This window comes from Bacillus sp. REN3, assembly GCF_017912555.1.
Lineage (GTDB): Bacteria > Bacillota > Bacilli > Bacillales > Cytobacillaceae > Mesobacillus.
In genome coordinates this window covers 96,223-120,953 of record NZ_JAERSD010000001.1, presented here as the reverse complement: position 1 = coordinate 120,953, position 24,731 = coordinate 96,223, and the positions used below count along the sequence as shown (strand labels likewise).

Annotated in this window: 24 protein-coding genes; 1 reads left to right on the top strand and 23 read right to left on the bottom strand. The window is 47.3% G+C overall.

Annotated elements, in window-relative coordinates:
- Positions 1 to 3: 3 nt before the first annotated feature.
- The 11 genes from rnc to JJQ88_RS00555 all read right to left on the bottom strand — a co-directional run bounded on the left by rnc (position 4) and on the right by JJQ88_RS00555 (position 10,845).
- On the bottom strand, positions 4 to 768 hold the full coding sequence (rnc, locus tag JJQ88_RS00605; RefSeq protein WP_210363790.1) for a ribonuclease III: 765 nt from the start codon (positions 766 to 768) through the stop codon (positions 4 to 6).
- Between the two features lie 216 nt (positions 769 to 984).
- A complete protein-coding gene (acpP, locus tag JJQ88_RS00600; RefSeq protein ID WP_210363789.1) occupies positions 985 to 1,218 on the bottom strand; it encodes an acyl carrier protein in 234 nt (77 codons plus the stop codon).
- Between the two features lie 105 nt (positions 1,219 to 1,323).
- Entirely contained in the window at positions 1,324 to 2,067 is a 744-nt protein-coding gene (fabG, locus tag JJQ88_RS00595; RefSeq protein ID WP_210363788.1) for a 3-oxoacyl-[acyl-carrier-protein] reductase, read from the bottom strand.
- Positions 2,064 to 3,011: an ACP S-malonyltransferase gene (gene fabD, locus JJQ88_RS00590; protein WP_210363787.1), complete on the bottom strand. Its 948-nt coding sequence runs from the start codon at positions 3,009 to 3,011 to the stop codon at positions 2,064 to 2,066. The genes fabG and fabD overlap by 4 nt, the downstream gene beginning before the upstream one ends.
- Before the next feature lie 21 nt (positions 3,012 to 3,032).
- Positions 3,033 to 4,031, bottom strand: coding sequence for a phosphate acyltransferase PlsX (plsX, locus tag JJQ88_RS00585; protein WP_210363786.1), 999 nt, complete (start codon positions 4,029 to 4,031; stop codon positions 3,033 to 3,035).
- Positions 4,032 to 4,043: 12 nt separating this feature from the next.
- Positions 4,044 to 4,613 (bottom strand): transcription factor FapR, encoded by a 570-nt coding sequence (fapR, locus tag JJQ88_RS00580; RefSeq protein WP_210363785.1) that lies wholly within the window; start codon positions 4,611 to 4,613, stop codon positions 4,044 to 4,046.
- A 411-nt stretch (positions 4,614 to 5,024) separates the two neighbouring features.
- Positions 5,025 to 7,073 carry an ATP-dependent DNA helicase RecG gene (gene recG / locus JJQ88_RS00575; RefSeq protein ID WP_210363784.1) on the bottom strand — a complete coding sequence of 683 codons (2,049 nt, stop codon included), beginning with the start codon at positions 7,071 to 7,073 and terminating at the stop codon, positions 5,025 to 5,027.
- Entirely contained in the window at positions 7,066 to 7,953 is an 888-nt protein-coding gene (gene sdaAA / locus JJQ88_RS00570; RefSeq protein WP_210363783.1) for an L-serine ammonia-lyase, iron-sulfur-dependent, subunit alpha, read from the bottom strand. Before sdaAA ends, recG begins: the two co-directional genes overlap by 8 nt.
- 25 nt (positions 7,954 to 7,978) lie before the next feature.
- Positions 7,979 to 8,641, bottom strand: coding sequence for an L-serine ammonia-lyase, iron-sulfur-dependent subunit beta (gene sdaAB / locus JJQ88_RS00565; RefSeq protein WP_210363782.1), 663 nt, complete (start codon positions 8,639 to 8,641; stop codon positions 7,979 to 7,981).
- 154 nt (positions 8,642 to 8,795) lie between these two features.
- A complete protein-coding gene (locus tag JJQ88_RS00560) occupies positions 8,796 to 10,466 on the bottom strand; it encodes a DAK2 domain-containing protein (RefSeq protein WP_210363781.1) in 1,671 nt (556 codons plus the stop codon).
- 16 nt (positions 10,467 to 10,482) lie between these two features.
- Positions 10,483 to 10,845, bottom strand: a complete 363-nt coding sequence (locus JJQ88_RS00555; RefSeq protein ID WP_210363780.1) for an Asp23/Gls24 family envelope stress response protein — start codon at positions 10,843 to 10,845, stop codon at positions 10,483 to 10,485.
- Positions 10,846 to 11,135: 290 nt separating this feature from the next.
- On the opposite strand from JJQ88_RS00555, the gene rpmB reads away from it, so the two are divergent.
- Positions 11,136 to 11,324 (top strand): 50S ribosomal protein L28, encoded by a 189-nt coding sequence (rpmB, locus tag JJQ88_RS00550; protein ID WP_210363965.1) that lies wholly within the window; start codon positions 11,136 to 11,138, stop codon positions 11,322 to 11,324.
- Positions 11,325 to 11,919: 595 nt separating this feature from the next.
- Here rpmB and spoVM read toward each other — a convergent pair.
- The 12 genes from spoVM to coaBC form a co-directional block, all read right to left on the bottom strand.
- On the bottom strand, positions 11,920 to 12,000 hold the full coding sequence (gene spoVM, locus JJQ88_RS00545; RefSeq protein WP_210363964.1) for a stage V sporulation protein SpoVM: 81 nt from the start codon (positions 11,998 to 12,000) through the stop codon (positions 11,920 to 11,922).
- Positions 12,001 to 12,091: 91 nt separating this feature from the next.
- Entirely contained in the window at positions 12,092 to 12,739 is a 648-nt protein-coding gene (locus JJQ88_RS00540; protein WP_210363779.1) for a thiamine diphosphokinase, read from the bottom strand.
- Positions 12,740 to 12,787: 48 nt separating this feature from the next.
- On the bottom strand, positions 12,788 to 13,432 hold the full coding sequence (gene rpe / locus JJQ88_RS00535) for a ribulose-phosphate 3-epimerase (protein ID WP_210363778.1): 645 nt from the start codon (positions 13,430 to 13,432) through the stop codon (positions 12,788 to 12,790).
- Positions 13,433 to 13,435: 3 nt separating this feature from the next.
- Positions 13,436 to 14,317: a ribosome small subunit-dependent GTPase A gene (rsgA, locus tag JJQ88_RS00530; protein WP_210363777.1), complete on the bottom strand. Its 882-nt coding sequence runs from the start codon at positions 14,315 to 14,317 to the stop codon at positions 13,436 to 13,438.
- Positions 14,318 to 14,335: 18 nt separating this feature from the next.
- Positions 14,336 to 16,309 (bottom strand): Stk1 family PASTA domain-containing Ser/Thr kinase, encoded by a 1,974-nt coding sequence (gene pknB / locus JJQ88_RS00525; protein WP_210363776.1) that lies wholly within the window; start codon positions 16,307 to 16,309, stop codon positions 14,336 to 14,338.
- A 5-nt stretch (positions 16,310 to 16,314) separates the two neighbouring features.
- Positions 16,315 to 17,064 (bottom strand): Stp1/IreP family PP2C-type Ser/Thr phosphatase, encoded by a 750-nt coding sequence (locus tag JJQ88_RS00520; RefSeq protein WP_210363963.1) that lies wholly within the window; start codon positions 17,062 to 17,064, stop codon positions 16,315 to 16,317.
- Positions 17,065 to 17,068: 4 nt separating this feature from the next.
- On the bottom strand, positions 17,069 to 18,160 hold the full coding sequence (rlmN, locus tag JJQ88_RS00515) for a dual-specificity RNA methyltransferase RlmN (RefSeq protein ID WP_210363775.1): 1,092 nt from the start codon (positions 18,158 to 18,160) through the stop codon (positions 17,069 to 17,071).
- A complete protein-coding gene (gene rsmB, locus JJQ88_RS00510) occupies positions 18,160 to 19,512 on the bottom strand; it encodes a 16S rRNA (cytosine(967)-C(5))-methyltransferase RsmB (RefSeq protein WP_210363774.1) in 1,353 nt (450 codons plus the stop codon). The genes rlmN and rsmB overlap by 1 nt, the downstream gene beginning before the upstream one ends.
- Positions 19,499 to 20,458 carry a methionyl-tRNA formyltransferase gene (fmt, locus tag JJQ88_RS00505; protein WP_210363773.1) on the bottom strand — a complete coding sequence of 320 codons (960 nt, stop codon included), beginning with the start codon at positions 20,456 to 20,458 and terminating at the stop codon, positions 19,499 to 19,501. The genes rsmB and fmt overlap by 14 nt, the downstream gene beginning before the upstream one ends.
- Positions 20,455 to 20,940, bottom strand: coding sequence for a peptide deformylase (def, locus tag JJQ88_RS00500; protein WP_210363772.1), 486 nt, complete (start codon positions 20,938 to 20,940; stop codon positions 20,455 to 20,457). The genes fmt and def overlap by 4 nt, the downstream gene beginning before the upstream one ends.
- Positions 20,941 to 20,982: 42 nt before the next feature.
- Positions 20,983 to 23,397 carry a primosomal protein N' gene (gene priA, locus JJQ88_RS00495; RefSeq protein WP_210363771.1) on the bottom strand — a complete coding sequence of 805 codons (2,415 nt, stop codon included), beginning with the start codon at positions 23,395 to 23,397 and terminating at the stop codon, positions 20,983 to 20,985.
- The gene (gene coaBC, locus JJQ88_RS00490) at positions 23,394 to 24,605 is read right to left on the bottom strand and encodes a bifunctional phosphopantothenoylcysteine decarboxylase/phosphopantothenate--cysteine ligase CoaBC (RefSeq protein WP_210363770.1); all 1,212 of its coding nucleotides are present in this window, start codon (positions 24,603 to 24,605) and stop codon (positions 23,394 to 23,396) included. The genes priA and coaBC overlap by 4 nt, the downstream gene beginning before the upstream one ends.
- Between the last annotated feature and the right edge of the window lie 126 nt (positions 24,606 to 24,731).

Here is a 24,731-nt window from a genome sequence, read left to right as displayed (position 1 = left end):
CAGTTAAATTTTTTCCTGGCTGCCCTTCTCTATGTGCGCTTTCAACTTTTCCAGTGCCATTTGGGCTGCGTGCTGCTCCGCTTCTTTCTTCGACCTGCCCGTCCCTGCCCCCAGCTCATCCCCGTTCAAATAGACCCTTGATTCGAATTCCCGGCTGTGGGCAGGGCCGATTTCCTTAAGAATCTTATATTCAAGGCTCCCTGCCCCATCCCTTTGGACATGTTCCTGCAGCTGGCTTTTAAAATCCATCACATGAGAAAAAGCACCGGCATCGATTTTCGGAAACATGATTTCTTCGAGGAATGCTGTTACCGTACTGATCCCCTTGTCCAGGTACAAAGCTCCGATGAAGGCTTCGAAAACATCTGCCAGCAGAGCTGGCCTTGTCCGTCCGCCAGTCATTTCTTCTCCCTTTCCAAGCAGCACGAGGCTCCCAAAAGAAAGTTCATTGGCAAAGGAAACAAGTGACGGCTCGCATACCACTGCGGCCCTTAGCTTTGTCAATTCTCCCTCTGACATCATCGGATACTTCTTGAATAAAAAATGGGATACGGTCAATTCAAGGACAGCATCTCCCAAGAACTCCAGCCTCTCATTGTCTTCATGCGGCTTCCTGCGATGCTCATTCACATAGGATGAATGCGTAAAGGCTTGTTTCAACAATTTTTCGTTCTCAAATTGGATGCCAATCCGAGCCTGAAAAACCTTGAATTTACCTTCCTTTGCGCGGGTATTTTTTTTATCGCTTACCTTTTCATTGTTGCGCATGTTTTTATTCCACCTTGCTCATTATTTAAGACTACTAACAGTTTACAAAAAAAATTGCCCTCAAAGCAAAAAAACTTTGTTTTTTTCGCCCTGGATCCCGGGAAAAAGGGAAATGCTGCAAGATAATGGCGATTCCCAGCCCCGCGGTACCGGTCTTCTTTACATAGAAGAAAGCCCCGTTTAAAAAACGGAGCTTCTTAACATAAAATCCTACAGTCACATTTTGCTATTTATGTAGTTTACAGCGTCACCAACTGAAGCGATTTTTTCTGCATCTTCATCAGAGATTTCCATGTCGAATTCGTCTTCCAATTCCATAACCAACTCAACTACATCAAGGGAATCAGCACCAAGGTCATCTTTGAAAGATGCTTCTAAAGTTACTTGAGATTCATCTACACCCAAACGGTCAACAATGATTTTTGTTACACGTTCCAAAACATCTGCCATGCTCGTTCACCTCCCCTCAAGCCATTATAGATGATTTTGATGAAATAATAAATGACTGTCCAGATGATTATTGAATGGACTTCCAGCAGGGTTTTCCCCCACCATTCACATGACCATGCCCCCATCAATATGAAGCGTCTGGCCGGTCATGTAACTGCTGTCTTCCGAGGCAAGGAACACAACTGTCCTAGCAATGTCCTTCGGATTCCCGAAACGACCCAACGGGATTTGCTTGAGCATTTCTTCCTTTACTTCTTCGCCGAGCTTATCGGTCATATCCGTCGTAATGAAACCTGGGGCTACTGCATTGACAGTAATCCCTCTAGACGCAAGCTCTTTTGCAGATGTCTTCGTCAATCCGATGACACCTGCTTTGGCAGCAACATAGTTAGCTTGGCCAGCATTGCCGCTGACGCCGACAATGGAAGAAATATTGACGATCCTGCCGCTACGCTGTTTCATCATCTGCCTCGTGACAGCTTTCGTGCAAAGGAAGACGCCCTTCAGGTTGATGTTGATGACATCATCCCATTCGGATTCCTTCATGCGCATCAACAAGTTGTCTTTTGTTATCCCTGCGTTATTTACCAGTATATCGAGCCTGCCGAAACGATCGATCGTTTCCTTGACCATTCCAGTGACCGATTCTGAATTCGAAACATCGGCCTGAATGGCAAAGGCCTCCCGTCCCATCGCTTTGATTTCATCAGCCAAAGCCTGAGCTTTTGCTTCACTGCCTGCATAATTGACGGCAACGGATGCACCCTCCCTGGCAAGTTCTAAAGCAATTTCATGTCCGATTCCACGGGCCGCTCCCGTGACAAGTGCTATCTTTCCTTCCAGTCTCATTCTGACCCCTCCTTCAAGGCAGCTACTGCTGCGTCGCATGTTTCCCGATCGCTGATGGCAAATGTGCGTACAGAACGGTCTACCTTTTTCACCAGTCCCGTCAGCACTTTGCCTGGACCAATCTCGATGAAAGTATCGACACCAAGCGCGATCATCCTGGCAACTGAATCCTCCCATAAAACAGGTGAGTAAAGCTGTTCGACCAATCTCTTTTTAATCTCAGAGGCCTCCGTGACCTCTTCTGCTGTAACATTTCCTATGACGGGAATAGCTGCGTCGCTAAGTTTGATGCTGTCAAGAACGGCTTCAAACCTTTCGGCTGCAGGCTTCATCAGTATTGAGTGGAAAGGGCCGCTGACATCAAGCGGGATGACCCGCTTCGCTCCAGCTTCACGGGCTTTCCCTGCAGCTTCTTCAACCCCTTTTTTCGATCCGGAAATCACGATTTGTCCAGGACAATTCAAATTCGCAAGCTGGACTGGATTCCCGCCGGCAGTAACCGCCCCGGTCACTTCCTTCAGCTTTTCACGATCCATGCCAAGCACCGCAGCCATCGTTCCCTCGCCATTTGGGACAGCTTCTTCCATAAGCTCCCCACGTTTCCTGACAGCGTATACTGCATCCTCGAAAGAAATCGCTCCAGAGGCGACAAGGGCTGAGTATTCCCCGAGACTGTGGCCTGCAGTATAATCCGGCTCAAAGCCAAACTGTCTGAAATATGCCAGGATGGCGATGCTTGTCGTGAGCAATGCAGGCTGTGCGTTGACTGTCAAAGTCAATTTTTCCTGTGGACCTTCAAAAATCAGGCCGCTCAAGTTTTCGCCAAGCACTTCGTCTGCTTTTTTGAAAGTTTCAGAGACGATTTGTTCAGTAGCAGCAAGGGCCTTCCCCATCCCTGTTGCTTGGGATCCCTGGCCTGGAAACAAAAACGCGATTTTCCCCATGAATGATTCTCCTTTATTACGTTATTGATTCAGTTCTTGAGTCTTTTCGATTGCGGTCCTGATTGTTTCGGATACGTTCTTTTCGACCATTTCACGCGCTTGGCGAATGGAATTGAACATAGCATTGGCATCTGAAGATCCATGTGCTTTTATCACAGGGGCCTTCAATCCAAACAGACCGGCTCCACCATACTCGGTATAATCCATCTTGTTCTTGAGATCAACAAGATCCGGTTTCAAGATTGCTGCAGCCATCTTTGACTTGAAGCTTGAAGTCAGCGCAGTCTTCAGCATTTTGAAAACGGACATCGCTGTCCCTTCGATTGTCTTGAGCACCATATTGCCTGTGAAGCCATCGGCTACGACTACATCGGCTGCACCCTCAAGCAAATCCCTCGCCTCGACATTGCCGATAAAATTGATGTCAGCACCTTTCAGCAATCCATATGTATTCCGGACAAGTTCATTCCCTTTTTTCTCCTCCGTGCCTATGTTCAACAATCCGACACGCGGGCTGGCAATCCCTCTTGCTTTTTCGCAGTAAATGGATCCCATGATTGCATATTGAAGAAGATGTTCCGGCCTGGCATCGGCATTGGCTCCGACGTCGAGCAGCAAGAATCCTTCACCGCCAACAGTCGGGAGTGTCGGAGCAAGCGCCGGCCGTTCAATCCCGTCGATCCTGCCGACAACAAACAGACCCGAAGCCATCAGGGCCCCGGTATTCCCTGCGGATATGCATGCATCAGCTAGGCCATCCGCAACCTGCCGGGCAGCGAGCACCATCGATGCATTCTTTTTCCTGCGAACAGCCCTTACAGGTTCATCTGTACCTAGTATGACTTCTTCTGTATGAAGAATCTCGATCCTTTCTTCAATCGCCAGATGCTCTCTGATCCGCTTTTCATCTCCTACAAGGATAATATGTATATCACTATATTTTTCAACTGCCTTCATTGCTCCGAGGACGATTTCCTTTGGTGCATGATCTCCGCCCATCGCGTCTACTGCAAGCCTCATTGCTTTCATCCCTTACTTGTCATAATTTGATCGGTACATCTCGAAATCGCCTCTGAATACAAGCTCATTGTTCACATAGCTGTTGACTTCGACAAATGTCCTGCCGTTGTCATTATCGATTTTCACGACCCTTGCCTTAGCGATTACCCTCTCGTTTTCCTTCACTGATCTTGTGAATTGGATGCTCGATTTGGCGGTCAAGGCTAGTTCGTCATTGATGACAGCGACTGCAAGCGAATTTGCCTGGGCAAATAAATGGTGGCCCCTGGCGATTTTATTTCGTTTAAACACATGTTCCTTTTTTATATCAAGTATCGAAATCGCACTCTTATCAAGCTCAATATCTATGATTTCACCAATTACTTCTTCAAGCGGAAGCGAGCGGACTTCATCTTCGAACCGCTTCTCAGCAACATTCTTGATCCTTTCACGCAGTTCAGGAATCGAAAGTTCAAGCCTGTCCAGCCGAATCGTCTGGATGCTTACTGAAAATTTTTCCGCTAACTCTTCATCTGTTATAAATGGATTTTCCTTTATCGTTTCAGCCAGCAATGACTGCCGTTCCTTTTTATTTCGCTTCATTTAAACATACACCGCCCGAGCTATTAAGACTAGGTACTAATAGTAGTATATAGACTATGGAATAAGATTGCAAGAATAAACTTCCTGCATTTTTTGGATAGGCTATTGTTAAATTAGACTATTGTTTTCAGCTTCAGGCACTTCGATTTCCTCGGCCGTGCCGGGAAGGCTCCTCTTCGCCTTGCGTGTTCGCGCTCCCCCGCCCCTTCTTTTCGCGGGACACTGATAAGCTTCCGTGAATTCACCCACGCCCGAAGAAAATGCGTTAGCATTTTAGAGGCATCTTCGTGCCTTCGGCTCTAACCAACGCTTATTCAAAAATCAACACTGGTCTTTAACATAGCCTTTGGATAAAGAAGAAAGCAGACTCGCTGTGAATCTGCTTTTCTCCAACTCTATTCTTTGAAAGGATCAATCCAGTTTCTCGCTCACAAGCGCGCCTGTTTCCTTTAAATACTCGCGGAGCTGCCTGTATTTCTCACCATTCCAGAATGCTGACGACTGCACAAGCAAGGAAGCATCATTCCTGGCTGTTTCAAGCGCGCGATAATCATGGACCATGTCTGCCACCTTGAATTCAGGAAGGCCGCTCTGTTTCTTTCCGAAGAAATCTCCAGGTCCGCGAAGTTCGAGGTCTTTCTCGCTCAACACAAATCCATCGTTCGTTTCGGACAGGATTTTCATTCTTTCTTTCCCGACCTCGCTTTTTGGGTCGGCAAGCAGAATGCAATAAGATTGCTCACTTCCCCGGCCGACTCTTCCTCGAAGCTGATGAAGCTGGGCTAGCCCGAACCTTTCCGCATCATAGATGAGCATGACTGTCGCGTTTGGCACGTTCACTCCTACTTCCACGACGGTCGTCGAAACGAGCACCTGGACTTCGTTATCGCTGAATGCCTTCATCACCTGGTCCTTTTCATCCGGATGAAGCCGGCCGTGCATCAAGCCAACCTTATATCGCTTCTGGAAATATACACTGAGTGTACTGTGGACATCGATGGCATTCTGGACATCCAGCTTGTCCGATTCTTCGATCAGGGGGCAAATGACATATGCCTGCCTCCCCTTGGCGAGTTCTTTTTCCACGAACCCAAGGACCCTCTCGAGCATCTCATGCTTTGCCCAGTATGTCTCGATCGTTTTCCTGCCGGCAGGCATTTCATCAATGACGGAAACATCCATTTCACCGAACACCGTAATTGCCAGCGTGCGTGGAATCGGGGTCGCTGTCATGAACAGGACATCCGGATTTTCTCCTTTATCCCTGAGGATTCGGCGCTGTTCGACTCCAAACCGATGCTGCTCGTCTGTAATGACAAGACCCAGATTGAAAAAATCGACGTCATCCTGGATAAGCGCATGGGTTCCAACTAAAACGTCGATCTCTCCCTTCTTGAGCAATCCAAGGATTTCTCTTCTCCGTTTTCCTTTTACGGAGCTTGTCAACAATGCGCATCGGACTCCAACCGGTTCAAGCAGTTGAGTCAGGGACTGTGAATGCTGTTCAGCGAGGATTTCGGTTGGAACCATCAAGGCACCCTGGAATCCCGCTGTCTTAGCTGCAAAAAGGCCGATTGCTGCAACAACCGTCTTCCCAGAACCCACATCCCCCTGCAGCAGGCGGTTCATTCGATATGGCGATTTCAGATCGCCGAGGATTTCGTTGACTACCCTCTTTTGTGCTCCTGTCAAAGGGAATGGAAGACTATCCAGAAACAGCCTAAGTTCGTCCAATTTATAGGCAATCACAAGCCCTCTGGTCTGTTCCCGTTCAAGCTTCCTTAATGCTTGCATTTTCAGCTGGAACAGCAGGAATTCCTCATATACAAACCTTCTTCTGGCCTGCTTCATTTCAGCTGTACCATCAGGAAAATGCATGATCCGCAATGCTTCCCTCCGGCTTAGCAGTTTATATTTCTGCAGCAGTTCAGCCGGCAGGATTTCAGTTACCTCGTGGCCGAATTGGGAAAACGCCTGCTTGATGAACCTTCTGATCGTCTTTACGGTCATTTTTCCTCTCACAGCATAAACCGGTTCAAAATCCTTACTTTTCGCATGCGATCCTATCGTCATTTCATTAACGGTTATCGTCTGCCTGTGTTGGTCCCACTTTCCTGTGACGGTAATCATATCATTCACGTTGATTTTTTGTTTTAAATATGGCTGGTTGAAAAAGGTAGCAAGGACGAGATATCGGCCAACAAGCAGGCGGACAGTGAGCCTGCTTTTTTTCCGTCCATAATAGATGAGAGAAGGTTCGCTGTGAACCTTCCCTTCCACCGTCACTTTTTCGTCATGCTTGACCTCTGCCAGGTCTTTCAGCCTATAGTCTTCATAACGGTATGGAAAATAATCGAGAAGATCACCGACAGACCTGATGTTCATGTCTGCAAGTGCATCGGCCATTTCCCGGCCGATTCCTTTGACCGCTGTGACTGGTTGCTTTAATGTATCATTCACGTTTATCAAGCGGAATACCGAATATTTTGGCCTCCAACTCACGGCCAGTCGGTGTTGCCGCCAACCCTCCCTGTGCTGTTTCTCTAAGTGCGGAAGGCATCGATTGCCCGATTTTATACATCGCGTCAATGACTTCATCGCAAGGGATCCTGCTTGTGATTCCTGCCAGTGCCATATCGGCGGCAACCATCGCATTGGCAGCCCCCATCGCGTTCCTTTTTACGCACGGAACCTCGACAAGCCCTGCGACAGGATCACAAACCAACCCCAGCATATTCTTGAGTGTGATCGCCATCGCTTCGGCACTTTGACCTGGTGTTCCTCCCGCCATTTCTACCAGTGCAGCGGCAGCCATCCCTGCCGCAGATCCCACTTCAGCCTGGCAGCCGCCTGCAGCGCCGGAAATGGAAGCATTATTGGCGACAACGAATCCAAAAGCCCCTGCAGTGAAAAGGAAGGAAACCATTTGCTCCCGGGTTGGCTTCAATTTGTTTTTTACCGCGAACAACGTTCCTGGAACAACTCCGGCAGAACCAGCAGTAGGAGTAGCGCAAATCGTCCCCATCGCCGCGTTCACTTCATTCGTCGCTACTGCCTTGCTGACTGCATCAAGCAATGTTTCACCCGAAAGGAAGTTTCCTTTTTCAATGTATTTCTGCAATAAGACGGCATCTCCTCCTGTCAAACCGGAGTGGGATTTCACGCCTTTGATCCCTCTTTCCACAGCCTGTTCCATGACCGACAGGCTCCTGTCCATCATTGCCATCACTTCTTCCCGGCTGCGGCCGGTCACTTCTGTCTCTTGTTCAATCATCAATTCGGAAATCCTCTTGTTTTTACTGGTGGCAAGCTCTACCAATTCAGCTACATTCCGGAACATAGCGCATTCCTCCTCGTTGAGAAAATTACTCGACAATCTTCGTGACCTGCAGGACATTCGGAAGTTCTTCCAATTTCTTGATGACATTTGCATCGATATTCTGATCGACTTCAATCGTCATCAGCGCCATTTTTCCTTTTTCCTTGCGCGAAACTTCCATATGGCCGATATTGATTTCTTCATGAGCAAGAACGTTGGAAACTGCCGCTATTGCTCCATGGCGGTCATTATGGACAACTAGGATAGCGGGATGGTGCCCAGAAAGCTTTAATTCAAACCCGTTCAGTTCGATGATTTCTATCTTGCCGCCTCCGATGGAAATGCCGACAAGCTCCATTTCATCCTCATCATCACCAATCTTGACACGGACAGTATTCGGGTGGTCTGTTATCGCTTCTTCTTCAATGAACTTGATTTTCATTCCTGCTTCTTTGGCAATGTCTATAGCACGGGTGATCCGTTCATCGGATGTGTCAAAATCAAGCAACCCTCCGACCAGTGCCACATCCGTTCCATGGCCTTTGTACGTCTTTGCGAAGGAACCATAAAATGAGATGGCCGCCCATTTGGGCTGCCTGCCAAACAAGCTTCTGGCAACCCGGCCGATCCTCGCGGCCCCTGCTGTATGCGAGCTAGATGGCCCAATCATAACCGGTCCGATAATATCAAAGACACTTTTGTATTTCATTCATGAGCACCCCTTTCAAATGGATGTTAGGGAATCACCGGAAAAATATCTTCAAACATAACGAAATAGAAGGGGCAGCCCCTTCTATTCCTTAGTACCATATTCTTATTTTATCTGTCCAGCCGGAGTACATTCCAGGCTGGAAAAACTTTAATTATTCAATCGCAAAAATGAACGCATATAATGGCTGTTCGCCATTATGGACTTCAATCTCAACATCTTTGAATTCATTTTCAACGTATTCAACGAGTGAATCAACATCTTCCTGGGATGCATCTTCGCCTTTGAGGATCGTCAGGATTTCGGACTCATCGTCAAGCATCTTGCCTAAGAGATTTCTGGCTGCCTTGACTCTATCCTGGTCTTTCAAGACAATCTTTCCGTCGGCGATGCCCATGAAATCCCCTTTGGAAATTTCGAGCCCATCAATGCTTGTATCACGGACTGCATAGGTCAGCTGTCCAGTTTTCACATGGCTCAATGCTTCGGTCATTGCTTCCTTGTTTGCCGGACTGCCGGCTGAAGGATTGAATGAAAGTAAGGCTGTCAGTCCCTGAGGAACAGTTTTTGACGGAATGACAATAACTTCTTCTTCAGCTACTTCCGCTGCCTGCTCAGCTGCCATGATGATATTTTTGTTGTTGGGAAGGATGATGACTTTCCGCGCATTCACTTCCTTGATTGCTTTCACGATATCTTCCGTACTCGGATTCATCGTCTGGCCGCCTTCGATTACAGCATTGGCCCCGATGCTGCGGAACAATTCCGCAATCCCTGGACCCATCGAAACAGCAACGATGCCATATTCCTGCTTTTCCTTCTTAGGCACGTCCGATTCAGAGCGGAGAGGTGTTGTCGTTTCTCCAACAATGTTGGAATGCTGCTGTCGCATGTTTTCAATTTTCATATTGATAAGGGAACCATATTTTTGTCCATAAGTCAGGACTTCCCCAGGCTGCTCGGAGTGGATATGTACTTTGACAACCTCTTCATCAGCAATCACAAGCAATGAGTCTCCATAACTGCTTAAGTCCTGGCGGAAGTTTTCTTCGGAGAATGGCGCCTTCCCTTCAAGCCTTACCATGAACTCAGTACAGTAGCCGAATTCAATATCCTCTGTATTCATATGGCTCTGGACGCTCTTGTGGTGTTCAGCATTGATGAGCTCATTCATGTTCGGAAGGGAAGAAGGAGAATCCGGAAGCTTCTCTCCCTTCAGTTCAGCAAGGAACCCTTCATACACGAAAACAAGTCCCTGGCCGCCGCTGTCCACGACACCGACTTCCTTTAATACGGGCAGGAGGTCTGGTGTACGGTTCAGCGAAGCTTTTGCTTCCTTCAGGACCTCCTCCATCAGGCCGACCAAATCATCATGGGTCCTGGCTGTTGCGACTGCATGCTTTGCTGCGTCCTTTGCCACGGTCAAGATTGTTCCCTCGACTGGCTTCATGACTGCTTTATAAGCCGTCTTGACACCAGCGTCAAGGGCGGCAGCGAAGTCCTTTGCTGTAATCGTGGACTTATTTTCGATCGCTTTCGCAAAGCCGCGGAACAGTTGGGAAAGGATGACACCGGAGTTCCCCCTCGCCCCCATCAAAAGACCTTTTGCAAGTGCAGCCCCGACTTTGCCGACATGCTCCTGTACGTTATTTTTCACTTCCTTCGCACCGGAAGTCATCGATAAATTCATATTCGTTCCCGTGTCGCCATCAGGAACCGGGAAAACATTCAGCGCATCTACATACCTGGCATTAGCCGACAAATGATTTGCCCCCTGTATGACCATCTCCGCGAAACGTTTTCCGTCTAGAACTTTAATAGACACAAATCTTTCCTCCTCACTACGGGTTCGTTACACGAACTCCCTGAACGTAAATATTTACCGAGTCCACAGACAACCCGACTGTCTTATCAAGGGTGTACTTCACCTTCGACTGAACATTGTGGGCAACCTCGGAAATTTTCGTTCCATAGCTCACAATAATATACATATCGATATGTACTTGATCGTTTTCCTGGCGAACGATCACTCCGCGAGTGAAGTTTTCCCTGCGCAGAATGTCTGTTAATCCGTCTTTGATCTGGTTCTTTGAAGCCATCCCGACAATGCCGTAGCAATCAACCGCTGCACCGCCAGCAATCGTCGCAATGACATCATTTGATATATCAATTTGTCCGTAATTCGTGTTCAACTCGATGGACATAGATCGTTCCCCCTTTGGAAAATTGCACTAGGCTATAGTTATTTTACTATAAGCCAGCCATTTTTAAAAGTCATTCTGTCCCCACCTTATTATTCAGCAAGAATCCGGAAAGGATGTCAAGGTTTTTTTCTTTATAGTCTTTGACAGAACTATTGCAAACCACTGATATCTATGATAAATTATTAAAGTATGTCAGAAAGAGGTTATTCTGTTCAATTAGCAGTTCTGACGATATGCAAATAATTGCAGTGAAAAATAGTTTTAGTTTTGTCAGTAAGGAGGGGAATCATATGCCACGTAAATGTGTAGTAACTGGTAGAAAAACTCGTTCTGGAAACGCACGCTCTCACGCAATGAACGCGAACAAGCGTACATGGGGTGCCAACCTTCAAAAAGTACGTATTCTTGTAGATGGTAAACCTAAGCGTGTTTGGGTATCTGCAAGAGCCCTGAAGTCAGGTAAGGTAGAACGCGTTTAATAATGTAAGGGCCAGCCAAATGGCAGGCGTACGGCATCCACCAGGGTGCCTTTTTTGTTGGAATCAGAAGGACCAGGCTAGATACAGGCGCTCGCGTCAAGGGCAGTTCATGCGCGCCTATGAAGTTTCCCTTGATCCGTTTCTTCGGCAGATCATTGAATTACATTCAGGATATCAACACCGCATAAAATAGAACGATCTTGCTTCCGAAAGAGACTCCCCCTTTAAAAAGGAAACTTGGAACCGCGAGGGCCTCTATTCAATATCAAGCGGCCAATTTGAGCAAGATTGTGTACAATGTCCATTTTTCTTTCTTCCGCATATGACGCATCCAATAAAGGCTGTCTGTTTCCCTTTAGCGGCCATTTTTCTCCAAGGGCCACAGGCTTCATTTGAATCAATCACGTATCACCCCGCAACCCTCAAATTTTTACTGGCAAAGCAGATACAAAGAGCGGCCCATATGGAAATAGCCTTCTTGACATTTACACAATACTAATCCTGGGATAAATAAAGACACCCTGTTCCCAGGGTGCCAGTTATCCAAGCACAGAGTTATGCCTGTCATCTCTATACTTTTTTGAACTGTGGATTTTCATTCCTTCTTAAAGGCACCCAACATCGCCCGGACGAGGCCGCCCAGAAATCTTGGCAGTTTGATTGTATAGAATCTCATACCGTCCCTCCTCACCATCTCATGCAAACAAGTCTACTCTCAGTATCCCTATCAATATATTCGCGAATACGCAAAATTTTCCTAAGACTTTTCAATCCCTGCTTCTTACAACTAATAATATGCCTTCAGAAAAAGAAAAAGTACCATGATCACCAATAAGTTCATTACTGATACATAATGTTGAACCCAGCGGAATATGTCTGTCTTTTAATGGGTACTTGAAATTTTCGAGTGTCATCCCCGATACAGATGGCGTTACAGGAAGGAAGGAAATGTACTTCAGGTCTTCATTCCTGGCGACCTTGTAGCTTCCTGGTTCTTTAACATATACAGTATTGTATTTGTCGATCAGTTCGATTTGTATCCCACTCTGCAGGATAACCGGTTTTACAAGAAGCTGCACGTTTGCCATCAAATGGTCTAGCCTGCCGCCTGTAGCGCCAAAGATTGTAATAGACTCAGGCTCTTGTTCAATAGCCCAATTCAGCGCCAGCTCCATATCCGTCTCATCCTTTTCTGGCTTGAACTTATTCAGTTGAGGCACTTTCCTTTCAATCATTTCCAACTCTTCTTCGCTGACCGAGTCGAAATCGCCAAAGGCCCTTTCAGGCAAGATTCCAGATTCCATCAAATAATACACTCCCCGGTCGACACCAACCCATACCGATTGCTGGCCATTGAAAAGTTCCAGGGATGGAATCAATTCGAGCGGGCCGCCTGCTACTATATTTATCTTCATATCTTTCTCCTTATGCCAAAAGCCAGCCGGCATCCGGCTGGCTTTTCTTTACTTTTTCAATGCTGATATTGCGGCTGCCCTGTCTTCCTTATTGAATACAGCTGAACCAGCAACAAGCACGGTTGCTCCAGCTTCAACGCAGAGGCTGGCTGTATCTTCATTCACGCCGCCATCCACTTCGATCTCAAGCCCCGGATTAAGGCTATCCGCCATTTCTTTTACTTGCCTGATTTTCGGAAGGACAGAATGGATGAATTTCTGTCCGCCGAATCCCGGATTGACAGACATAAGCAGCACCATATCAAGGTCCTCGATGATATTCTTTAGGCTGTCAACTGGAGTAGCGGGATTGAGTACTACTCCTGCTTTTACTCCTGCCGCCTTGATTGATTGGACTGTCCTGTGCAGGTGCCTGCATGTTTCAACATGGACAGTGAGATAATCGGCCCCTGCTTTTGCGAAAGCCTCGATGTACTGGTCTGGGTGTTCAATCATCAGATGTACATCCAGCGGCAGAGTTGTTACAGGCCGGATTGCATCCACGATCAGCGGGCCAATCGTAATATTCGGCACGAAATGGCCATCCATGACATCGACATGGATGTAATCCGCTCCTCCTTGCTCTACATCCTTGACTTCCTCTCCCAATCTCGCAAAGTCAGCTGACAGGATCGATGGTGCAATTTTTACCATGATTCAATACCTCGGCTTTCTATCTTTTATTTCCATTAAAAAGTCTTTGTAATGCCCATATCTGTAATCCGGAAGCTCCCCTGCCTCTACTGCTGCTTTTACCGCGCATTTGGGTTCCGCCATGTGCAGGCAGCCCCTGAACTTGCATTTCTTGCTGTATTCAGCGATCTCTGGGAAGCATGCATCAAGCTCCTCGGCTTCGATATCCGTGAATTCAAGTGAACTGAAGCCGGGTGTATCGGCAACAAGGCCATCGTTGATTGAAATCAGTTCGACATGCCTGGTCGTATGCTTGCCTCGCCCGAGAGAAGATGAGATGTCGTCTGTCTTGAGTGCTAAATCGGGGCGTATGGCATTTAAAAGGGAGGATTTCCCAACTCCAGATTGTCCGGCAAATACAGAAATCTTCCCAGCAAGATGAGGGCTTAGCTGCTCGATTCCTGCTGAAGTTTCCGATGAGGTGAAGACGACTTTGTATCCTGCTTTCCGGTAATCGGCCGCAAATGCCTCGAAACGGGCCATTTTCTCATCTGAAACCAGGTCCATTTTTGTTATGCAAATGATCGGTTCAATACGGTTGTGTTCTACGAGGACGAGAAACCGGTCAAGCAGGGCAGTGCTGAAATCTGGCTCTAAGGCTGAAAACACCAGGATCGCCTGGTCGACATTCGCAATTGGAGGGCGTACGAGTTCGTTTTTCCGCTCCTTGACCTCCAGAATATAGCCCTCACTATCGTTTTCTGCCTGGTATATGACTTCGTCGCCAACAAGAGGGGTCACTTTGTTTTTCCGGAATATCCCCCGTCCCCTGCATTGGACAATCCCCTCTTCGCTGGCAACGTAATAAAACCCGCTAAGCGCTTTGATGATTTTGCCCTCAGGCATAGCATCACTCCTTGTCTTTTATTCTTTAGGATAATCTAACTTATCCTCTATTGCCACAGAGCCATCGATGATGACTTGATAAGAGGCTTGTTTGCCTTTTTCAATCACCAGTTCAAGCGGATATTTCCTGTCTTCGGTTAATTCAAAACTGTCAACCGGTGTAAGCGTGGTCCGGTTGAAATCCTGCACATAAACCTGGACTGTCTGGGGTTCTCCTGCTTTGCTTGTATCATACTTTATATCTATTTCTTTTTTTACTGTCTTGGGGCCTTCCTGTCCCTTTGAAATGACAACTTTAACCTTGCTGCCTTTTTCCAGTTCTGTGCCAGGCGCAGGTACCTGGGAAATAACCTGGCCGTTTGCAACCGTGTCATTGAACTCCTCTGAAGTTTCAACGACAAGGCCGTTCGTATTCACATAATCGTTGACAGCCTTTTCGGTATATCCGCTCAGATCGATCAGCTTGACTAATTCAGGTCCAAGACTGACTGTGAATTCAAGTTCCGTTTCCTCTGGAATGACCGATTCCCCGTCTGAAGGATACTGATCCAGGATTGTACCGGGTTCACTGTCATCGTGTACCTCTGTCTTGGTGATATCCTTGAACCCTTTGTTTTCAAGCAATCTTACGACATCATCGAACATCCTCCCACGATAATCCGACAGCTCCAGCTCTTCTTTCCCTGTGCTGATGTACAAATCGATTTCACTCTGTTCCTTTACGAGCTTTCCTGCCTTAGGATTGGTGCGGATGATCCTTCCCTTTTCTACCTCATCATCACTGATTTCTTTCTGGTCCCCAATGGTGAATCCCGCTGACATCAGCTCTGAGACCGCTTCTTCCAATTCCATGCCGCTTACGTCTGGTACTTCCACTTCTTTCGGCCCGAAAAGGTCTGGGCCTTTCGTGACGGCCACAATGCCAGCCGCAGCAATCAGCAAAAACAAGAGTGTCAGGATAATAGGCCACTTCTTCTTCTTCTTTTTATTCTTATTCTTCTTTTTCTTCTTGTCTAATTTTTCTTTGTTCGTTTCTGTCTGTGAATCCCTAGGCTCTTTCCGGATAATCGTTTCATCCATATTATGGAAGTCCTGGTCATCCGTTATCACCGGAATCGCTTTGGTTGCCTCATCATCATCCGGAATGATGAATTTCCCTTCGTTCATGCGATTCGCATCCAAGGCAGTCCGCAAGTCATCTTCCATTTCATCTACATCATCGTATCTATGGAAAGGATCCTTTGCCGTAGCCTTCAAAACGATATTTTCTACGCTCTGCGGTATTTTTGGATTCCAGCGTCTGAGGGATGGTGTTTCCGATTGCAAATGCTTTAAAGCAATCGAAACAGCTGACTCACCAGAGAATGGGAGCCTGCCGGTTAAGAGCTCAAACATAACGATCCCGATCGAGTATATATCCGATTTCTTGTTTGCCATTCCGCCCCTGGCTTGCTCGGGGGAAAGATAATGGACAGATCCGAGCACCGAGTTGGTTTGCGTGATACTCGTCGCACTCAGGGCCATCGCAATCCCGAAATCAGTGATTTTCACCATTCCGCTGCTGTCAATCAGGATATTATGAGGCTTGATATCACGATGGATGATATGGTTATGATGGGCATGCGAGATTGCGGAGGTCAACTGCTGCATGATGTCAAGCGCTTCCTCCACAGGAATGGGTGCATGCTGCTGTATGTATTGCTTCAATGTCTGTCCATCGACATATTCCATGACGATATAATATAATCCGTCCTCTTCCCCCACATCATAGATACTAACGATGTTTGGGTGGGCAAGGCTGGTTGCGGATTGAGCTTCTCTATGGAACCTGCGGATGAATTCATCATCATTGGCGAAGTCGAGCCGGAGCATCTTGACTGCAACATCCCTGTCGAGGATCATGTCATGGGCAAGATAAACATTCGCCATGCCTCCCCCGCCAATCATATCGAGTATCTTATAACGCCCGCTGATTCTTTTTCCGATGATCATTTTCTTCACCTGCCCTCGCTGAATTCCTGGTATTCGACGATTGCAAGAGTGATATTATCTTCGCCGCCGTACTGGTTGGCCTTTGAAATCAATTCCGCTGCTTTATCCTCCAGCGGCTGTTCACTCGAAATGATGCTTTCCATTTCTGCCTGGCTCACCTTATTGGAAAGTCCGTCGGAGCAAAGAAGTAAAGCATCGCCTTCTTCAAAAGTAATCGTCTTCAAATCCACTTCCACATTTTCTTCTGTCCCCAGGGCTCTCAATAATACATTTTTCCGTGGGTGGTGTTCGGCATCTTCCTTTGAGATCTGCCCAGAACGGACCAGTTCATTGACCAGCGAGTGATCTTCGGTCAATTGCTTGAAACCTGCCTCATTCAATAAATAGCAGCGGCTATCCCCGATATTGACAACTGTCGCAAAAAGATCTGTACTGATCGCTGCAACAATTGTGGTTCCCATTCCTTCACACTCGGTATTCTTTAACGAATGCTGGAATATTTGCTTGTTAACATCGACTACTGCCTCCCTCAGCCATTTCTCTGCATCTGCCGCCGTCTCGATCCTGGCGGATGTTTCCCATAGAGCCTTTAAGTGTTTGATTGTCATCTCACTGGCAACATCACCTGCGCGGTGGCCGCCCATGCCATCTGCTACGATGGCAAGGCGCTGCCCGTCAGGATTGATGAAGATGCCGCCATTGTCTTCATTGTGGAGGCGAACTTTGCCCCTGTCTGTCATGAAAACAGCCTTCATCTTTTCACCTCGTCTCTTCTTTCCTTTCTTTGGCCCGAAGTTGTCCGCAAGCTGCTTCAATGTCATGCCCTTGTTCCCTTCTGATCGTCACGTTCACTCCCTTTTCGCGAAGTGTCCGCTCAAACTTGAAGATCTGGCTCTTTGGTGTTCTTACGTAGTCACGTTCAGGTACATAATTGACAGGAATCAAATTAATATGGCATTTCAGCCCTTTTACAAGGTCAGCCAGTTCTTCCGCGTGTTCGACCTGGTCATTCACGCCCCCGAACAGTCCGTATTCAAAACTGATCCTCCGTCCTGTTTTGTTCACATAATAACGGACGGCTTCCATCAAATCAGGGAGCTTGTATGCCCGGTTGATCGGCATCAGCCTGCTCCTTAGTTCTGTGTTCGGTGCATGCAGTGAAATAGCAAAGTTGATTTGCATGTTTTCATCGGCAAACTGATAGATTTTCGGGATGATTCCGCTAGTTGAAACAGTGATATGCCTTGCCCCGATGTTCAATCCTTTTTCATGGTTGACAATTTTCAGGAAGGAGAGCATGCTGTCATAATTGTCAAAAGGCTCGCCAATTCCCATGATGACAATCGAGCTTACCCTTTCGTCCGTCTCATCTAGGGCCTGTTGTACTTTTACGACCTGCGCAACGATTTCTCCTGCTTCCAGGTTTCTTTTTAAGCCGCCGAGAGTCGAAGCGCAGAAAGTACAGCCAATCCTGCAGCCCACCTGGGTGGTGACACAAACGGAATTTCCATAATCATGCCTCATCAAGACAGTTTCAATCGAAACGCCATCATGAAGCTCAAACAAAAATTTAATCGTTCCGTCCGATGAAGTCTTCTGAACGATTGTCTTAAGTGTTGTAAGGACAAAGTGCTGGTCCAGCTTTTCCCTCAACGTTTTTGGAACGTTCGACATATCCTCGAAGGAAGTTGCTCGTTTTTTGTATAGCCAATCAAATATTTGTTCAGCTCTAAAGGGTTTCTCTCCTTGTTCCTTCAGCCAGTCTTTCATTTCATCAAGCTGAAGTGAATAAATGGACCTTTTCCCTGTGTCGGCCTCGGTATGATTCCTTGTTGCTTTCTCTTGTTCCATTATTCCACCTTCTTTCGTAAACAAGCGATGTAAAACCCATCAGAGCCAAAATCCTGCGGAAGAATCTGGAGGTTATAGCCATTGATCAATGGCCTTACCGCTTCCGGCATTCTGTCAGCTAGCCGCTGGTCTCCTTCGTATTCATCGTGCTCGCGCAAAAACTTCCCGATTACTTCCTGGTTCTCCTCCCTGTCCACAGTACAAGTACTGTAAACAAGGGTGCCTCCTTTTTTCAAAAGCGGCGAGACGGATTCAAGCAGCTTAAGCTGGATTGCCTGCAGCTGAAAAAGATCGTCTTCCTTTTTTGTGTATTTCATGTCCGGTTTCCGTCTCATCACCCCAAGTCCAGAGCAAGGAGCATCAAGAAGGATACGGTCAATCGCCTCTTTTTCAAAATGCCCCGTTGCTTTCCTGCTGTCCATTTTTTGAGCTTCGATGTTTTCCAGTCCTAACCGTTCGGCATTTTTAACGATCAGCTTCACCTTATGCTCATGCAGGTCGAGCGAAATCACCTTCCCGCTGTTGCTTAGCTTCTCGGCAATATGTGATGATTTTCCGCCTGGAGCTGCGCATGCATCAAGAATGACTTCATCTTCCTCGACCCCAAGTGCGTATGCAACCAGCATCGAGCTTTCATCCTGTATCGTCAAATATCCGTCCTTGAAGGCAGCTGATGATGCCAGGTTGCCGCGCAGGCATTTGATTGCTTCAGGGATGACTCCGCTTGGTTCCACCTCGAACCCTTCAGCCCGCAGAAGTTCAATGCATTCCTCCCGGGTAATCCTCGTCAAGTTAACACGTCCTGTCTGCACCGGCGCAGTCAGGTTCACTTCACACATCTTCCTTGTATCATCAACACCGAATTGGCTTATCCACCTCTTCACAAGCCATAGAGGATGGCTTGTTTCGATGGCAATCCGTTCTGCCGGATCAGCAATGTCATTCAATGAAGGAAAGCCTTTTCTTTGTATACTGCGGAGCACTCCATTCACCAGGCTGGCAATTCCTTTATGCCCACGCCTCTTGGCAATTTCCACCGCTTCATAGATTGCCGCCCTGTCAGGTATTCTATCTAAATACACCATTTGGTAAACCGTCAGCCGAAGAAGGTTGACGACCCAGCTTTGCAGCTTCTTGTTCTTTTCGATGAAAGGCTTCAAATAGAAGTCAAGTGTCCATTTCCGCTGCAATGTACCATAGACGAGTTCCGTCAACAAACCTATATCCGCTTTGCTGATCCCATTCTTTTCAATTACGCTGTTAAGAAGCAGATTGCTGTATGCCTGTTTCTTTTCAATTGTCTCAAGCAAATCAAGAGCTGCATCCCTGACACTTTTCCTATTGTTCTCCATTGCTTTCTCCCAACTTCATGCCCGGCTCGATATCCGAACCCGCTCCAAGCAAGAACTGTTTTGCGCTCATTCGTTTCTTGCCGGCAGGCTGCAGTTCCGTAATCTTGATTGCTGTGCCATTACCGGAGGCAGTGACAAGGCCATCTTCTTCAAGCCTGACAATCGTTCCTGGTTCCCCCGCTCCGGAATAGGCTGCTTTCTCAGCAGCCCACAGCTTCATCACTGTGCCATTCAATGTTGTATACGCAACTGGCCAAGGATTCATCCCGCGAATATGGTTATAGATTTTTTCGCCTGGTTTCGTCCAATCTATTTTTTCCTGTTCCCGTTTGATGTTCCATGCATATGTTGCTTCCTTATCGTTTTGCTGTATCGGCGTGATTTCCCCATTAAGAAGCTTAGGGATGGTTTCAGCCAACAAGTCAGCTCCGGCGGCGCTCAATTTATCATGCAAGGTTCCGACTGTATCCCTTTCGGAAATCGGGACCTCAACCTGTGTCAGGATGTCGCCCGCGTCAAGCTTTTCAACCATATACATAATCGTGATGCCTGTTTTTTCTTTGCCTTGGATGATCGCATAGTGGATCGGCGCACCTCCGCGGAGCTCTGGAAGCAGGGAAGCATGTACATTGATGCACCCGTGTTTTGGAGCTTGAAGAAGCTGTTTGGGAAGGATCTGGCCAAAAGCAGCAGTAACGATCAAGTCGGGCTTCAATGCAAGGATTTTATCGACTTCCTCCTGTATGCGGATCTTCTCGGGCTGGTATACTGGAATTCCGTGCTTCAGGGCTTCTTCCTTAACCGGAGGAGGTGTCAGTATACGTTTCCTGCCGACAGGGCGGTCGGGCTGGGTGACAGCAGCCACCACATTGTATCCATCTATGATCAGCCTCCGCAAGACAGGTACGGAAAAGTCTGGTGTTCCCATAAATACAATTCTTGTCATTCCTGGTTCAACTCCTCTAGTTCTGTCTCTTCTAAATATCTTGTCACCTTTGAAGTGAATAAAACACCGTGCAAGTGGTCGATCTCATGAAGGATTGCCCTTGCCAGGAAGCCGTCCGCTTCAAATAAGCAGGTTTTTCCCTTCCGGTTCTTAGCCCTGATTTTCACGTGTGCCGGCCTGCTGACTTCCCCATATAAACCCGGGAAGCTCAAGCAGCCTTCAGGGCCCGTTTGCTCCCCGCTTGTCTCGATTATTTCCGGATTGATCATTTCGATCGTGCCGTTCTCATCGTCAATATCAACGATGGCGATTTGTTGGTCTATCCCGATTTGCGGAGCAGCCAATCCCACTCCATCGAATTCGATCATCGTGTCATACATATCATCAAGCAGCTTCGCTAGCTTTTTATCAAACACCGCAACCTTCTGGCATTCCTGCTCCAATATTCCGGCCGGGTAGGTCACAATTTTTCGTACAGCCAAAGTAAATCCTCCAATTGTTTTGTTTCGTGGTTAGTATTCCCTTTACATTAGAATGTATGGGTTCAAGTCCACGGAAATTTGCAGCCCGCTTGAGCCCATTTCCTGCTGGTAATGGTCGAGGATGGCTTTCAGCGCACTGTTAAGTTCTGGTTCCTTTTTGTATTTTATCAAACATTGGTAGCGATATCTATCGTTGATGCGAGGAATCGGCGATGCGACCGGGCCAAGCACGACCGATTGCTTCGAAAGCTTGGAAGAAAGGTATTTGGCTGTTTTTTCAGTTACCGCAACAACCTTCATCAACTCTTCATGACTAACTGTCACAAGCGACAGATAGTAAAAAGGCGGATACTGCCGGACTTTCCGGACAAGCATTTCCTGCTGGTAAAATCGTTCATAATCCTGTGTGCCCGCTAGCTCGACGCTATAATGTTCAGGTGTATAAGTCTGGATGACAACCTCTCCTGCCAGTTTGTGCCTCCCAGCCCTGCCGCTGACCTGGGTCAATAGTTGGAAAGTCTTTTCCGAAGCCCGGAAATCAGGCAGGTGCAGCATTGTATCTGCGGAAAGGACACCGACAAGCGTGATGTTTGGGAAATCAAGTCCTTTTGCGATCATCTGTGTTCCTAGCAAAATATCAGCCTGTCCTTCCTGGAAAGCGGAGAGGAGTTTTTCATGCGACCCTTTCCTTCCAGTCGTGTCGACATCCATCCGGATGACTTTGGCCTCTGGGAGCAGCCTGTTCAGCTCTTCCTCAACCTTTTGGGTGCCTGTCCCAAAATAGCGGATATGCTCGCTATTGCATTCCGGGCATATGACTGGGACCTGATCCTCAAAACCGCAGTAATGGCATTTCATCTTCTCCGTGTATCTGTGATATGTGAGAGTGATATCACAATGCGGACAGTTCATTACGTATCCGCAATCCCTGCACATGACAAAGGATGAATGGCCCCTTTTGTTCAAAAAAAGGACCGTCTGCTCTTTTCTCTCGAGCCTATCCTTCAATTTTTCAAAAAGCTTGACGGAGAACATCGAACGGTTGCCTGACCTGAGTTCCTCTCTCATATCGACAATTTCAACTGTTGGAAGCGGCTGGTTGTTCATCCGTCTTGGCAAGGAAAGCAATGTATACCTTCCTTTCTTGGCGCGGGCGAACGATTCCAGTGATGGCGTCGCACTACCAAGGACAACTGGACAATTATAGGTCTTTGCCCTTTGGATTGCAACATCCCTGGCATGGTATCTTGGATTTTCCTCCTGTTTATAACTTGTTTCATGTTCCTCGTCAATAATGATGATGCCAAGGTTTTCAAATGGAGCGAAAATGGCTGACCTGGCGCCAACTACGACTTTTACTTCCTGTCGCTGGATTTTCCTCCACTCATCGTACTTCTCCCCTGCCGATAGACCGCTGTGCATGACAGCGACATTTTCCCCAAACCGCTCCTTGAATCTTGTAACCATCTGGGGTGTCAGTGAAATTTCCGGTACAAGCACAATTGCTTCCTTCCCTTTGTCGAGCACTTCCTGGATGGACTGCAGATAGACTTCGGTCTTCCCGCTTCCTGTCACTCCATATAATAAAAAGACTTCATGCCTGCCTTCTTCTATTGAAGAAAGGATCGGTGAAATCGCTTTTTCCTGCTCATCTGTAAGTATAAGTGCCTGCTTCCTCTCAAACTCCCGTTCAGCGTACGGATCCCTGTATACCTCAAGTTGTTTTACTTTCAGGGCTCCTTTTTTCACAAGCGAATTCACCGACCCCTGGGAAATGCCAAGGGAAGAAACTATCAGCCTTTGTTCAACCGGTTCCGGGTGCTCCAGGAAAAAATCAATGATCGCCTGCTGTCCTGATGCCTGCGAAGGCAGTATATCCTTTATTGCTTTCAAGTCCGCAGCATCGACGGCTGGATAAACATGCTTCAACAGTTTCTTCCGCACCCGGTCCTTCACCTGGTAAATGACTTCGACCCTGCCGGCAGCCGCTTCTTTTTGCAGCTGCTGGACAAGCTTTTGGGAAACAGCGTCTTCCCACTTGATTTCCCTGTTATTCTTAAAAAGTGCCCTTACCTTTTCTGGAAAGTCCTTCGGGTTCGCCCCTTCAGCCAATACGATTTTCTTTTCATACTTTGCCTTCAATGCCGCGGGTAGCATAGCCTGGTAGGAGGATATCTTGTAGCTTAACGTATTTTCCGTCAGCCATTCCCCAAGGGCTAGGAGTTCTTCATTTAAAATCGGTGTCAAATCAAGCGGCTCGATGATCGCTCTTAGCTTTGAGAAGTCCGACTCGCTTTTTAAGCCTGTTACAAACCCTTGGATCTTTCTAGGACCAAAGGGGACAATCACCCTGATACCTGGTTTGATGACATCGAGTAGATGGTCGGGTATTTTGTAATCGAAGGTTCGGTCCGTCTGCTTGGCTGGAACGTCGACAATCACACTTGCTATATTCATAGGCGATCCCCCTCTTTCATCACCTTCACCAATTCCGTAAGGATTGCCTTTGCCACCTTCTCTTTTGCCATCAGCGGAAAATCGAGCTGGGAGCCGTCCTTTTTGAAGATGGTAACAATATTCGTATCAGAGCCAAAACCAGCCCCTGCCTGTTTCACGTTGTTCGCAACAATCATATCCGCATTCTTTTTCGCAAGCTTTCCTCGGGCATAATCTTCGACATTGTTCGTTTCAGCGGCAAAGCCTACAAGAAACTGGCCTTTTTTCTTCTGTCCGAGCTCGAATAGGATATCCTTTGTGCGCTCAAGTTCGATCGATTGGCCGCCTTCCTTCTTCTTCAGTTTTTCATCATACACATGTTTCGGCCGGTAATCAGCCACTGCTGCCGTCTTTATGACAACATCGGCATCATCAAATCGTTCAAGCACTTGATGATACATCTGGGCAGCACTCTCAACACGCACAAGCTCTGCCCCATCAGGGGCTTCAATGTTTACAGGGCCTGAGACGAGGATGACTTTCGCTCCCATTTTGACGGCCTCTGCTGCAAGCGCGTAGCCCATCTTTCCTGTTGAATGGTTAGAGATGAACCGGACAGGATCGATTCTTTCGCGTGTCGGTCCAGCAGTAATCAGGATGGTTTTTCCTGCAAGCTCACCCGTTTTCCTGTTGAAGAATCCTGTTGCCAGTTCAACGATTGTATCAGGTTCCTCCAGCCTTCCTTTCCCGGTATAGCCGCAGGCCAAATATCCTTCTCCCGGTTCGATGAAGCTGTATCCAAAAGTTTTTAACGTTTCCATGTTTCTTTGTACGGCTGGATGGCTATACATGTGGACATTCATCGCCGGGGCAATCCAAACCGGAGCCGTGGCAGCAAGCAATGTTGTCGAGATCATATTGTCAGCAATGCCATTCGCCAGCTTGCCGATAATGTTTGCAGTCGCAGGGGCGATCATGATCAAATCCGCCCAATCTGCGAGGTAGATATGCGCGATTTTTTCAGGATGTTTTTCATCGAATGTATCTGTATACACTTCGCTTTGCGACAATGCCTGAAAGGTCAGCGGCGTGACGAATTTTGCTGCCGATTCGCTTAGGATAACCTTTACTTCCGCTCCGGCCTGCGTCAGTTTGCTCGTAAGTGCGGCAGCCTTATATACGGCGATTCCGCCGGTTACGCATAATAAGATTTTCTTTCCGTTCAGCATGTCAGAGAACCCCCATTGGTCACAAACTTTCATTATGATAGAACTATACCATTTTTTTGCTCATTAAGCATAAAAGCGGAATCCCTATTGGCCGCAAAAAAAATAACAACCCGGAACAGGTTGTTA

Excerpts from the sequence above, each read along its gene's own strand:
- priA (WP_210363771.1), bottom strand. The coding sequence starts at position 23,397 with ATGAATATAGCAAGTGTGATTGTCGACGTTCCAGCCAAGCAGACGGAC.
- fabG (WP_210363788.1), bottom strand. The coding sequence starts at position 2,067 with ATGAGACTGGAAGGAAAGATAGCACTTGTCACGGGAGCGGCCCGTGGA.
- pknB (WP_210363776.1), bottom strand. The coding sequence starts at position 16,309 with ATGATCATCGGAAAAAGAATCAGCGGGCGTTATAAGATACTCGATATG.
- plsX (WP_210363786.1), bottom strand. The coding sequence starts at position 4,031 with ATGAGGCTTGCAGTAGACGCGATGGGCGGAGATCATGCACCAAAGGAA.
- rpe (WP_210363778.1), bottom strand. The coding sequence starts at position 13,432 with ATGGTAAAAATTGCACCATCGATCCTGTCAGCTGACTTTGCGAGATTG.
- fapR (WP_210363785.1), bottom strand. The coding sequence starts at position 4,613 with ATGAAGCGAAATAAAAAGGAACGGCAGTCATTGCTGGCTGAAACGATA.
- sdaAA (WP_210363783.1), bottom strand. The coding sequence starts at position 7,953 with ATGTTCCGGAATGTAGCTGAATTGGTAGAGCTTGCCACCAGTAAAAAC.
- fmt (WP_210363773.1), bottom strand. The coding sequence starts at position 20,458 with ATGACAAGAATTGTATTTATGGGAACACCAGACTTTTCCGTACCTGTC.
- JJQ88_RS00520 (WP_210363963.1), bottom strand. The coding sequence starts at position 17,064 with ATGAAGGCTGTTTTCATGACAGACAGGGGCAAAGTTCGCCTCCACAAT.
- coaBC (WP_210363770.1), bottom strand. The coding sequence starts at position 24,605 with ATGCTGAACGGAAAGAAAATCTTATTATGCGTAACCGGCGGAATCGCC.
- rsgA (WP_210363777.1), bottom strand. The coding sequence starts at position 14,317 with ATGCCTGAGGGCAAAATCATCAAAGCGCTTAGCGGGTTTTATTACGTT.
- rnc (WP_210363790.1), bottom strand. The coding sequence starts at position 768 with ATGCGCAACAATGAAAAGGTAAGCGATAAAAAAAATACCCGCGCAAAG.
- JJQ88_RS00540 (WP_210363779.1), bottom strand. The coding sequence starts at position 12,739 with ATGAAGATAAATATAGTAGCAGGCGGCCCGCTCGAATTGATTCCATCC.
- spoVM (WP_210363964.1), bottom strand. The coding sequence starts at position 12,000 with ATGAGATTCTATACAATCAAACTGCCAAGATTTCTGGGCGGCCTCGTC.
- fabD (WP_210363787.1), bottom strand. The coding sequence starts at position 3,011 with ATGGGGAAAATCGCGTTTTTGTTTCCAGGCCAGGGATCCCAAGCAACA.
- sdaAB (WP_210363782.1), bottom strand. The coding sequence starts at position 8,641 with ATGAAATACAAAAGTGTCTTTGATATTATCGGACCGGTTATGATTGGG.
- JJQ88_RS00555 (WP_210363780.1), bottom strand. The coding sequence starts at position 10,845 with ATGTCCATCGAGTTGAACACGAATTACGGACAAATTGATATATCAAAT.
- rsmB (WP_210363774.1), bottom strand. The coding sequence starts at position 19,512 with ATGGAGAACAATAGGAAAAGTGTCAGGGATGCAGCTCTTGATTTGCTT.
- rpmB (WP_210363965.1), top strand. The coding sequence starts at position 11,136 with ATGCCACGTAAATGTGTAGTAACTGGTAGAAAAACTCGTTCTGGAAAC.
- acpP (WP_210363789.1), bottom strand. The coding sequence starts at position 1,218 with ATGGCAGATGTTTTGGAACGTGTAACAAAAATCATTGTTGACCGTTTG.
- rlmN (WP_210363775.1), bottom strand. The coding sequence starts at position 18,160 with ATGGAACAAGAGAAAGCAACAAGGAATCATACCGAGGCCGACACAGGG.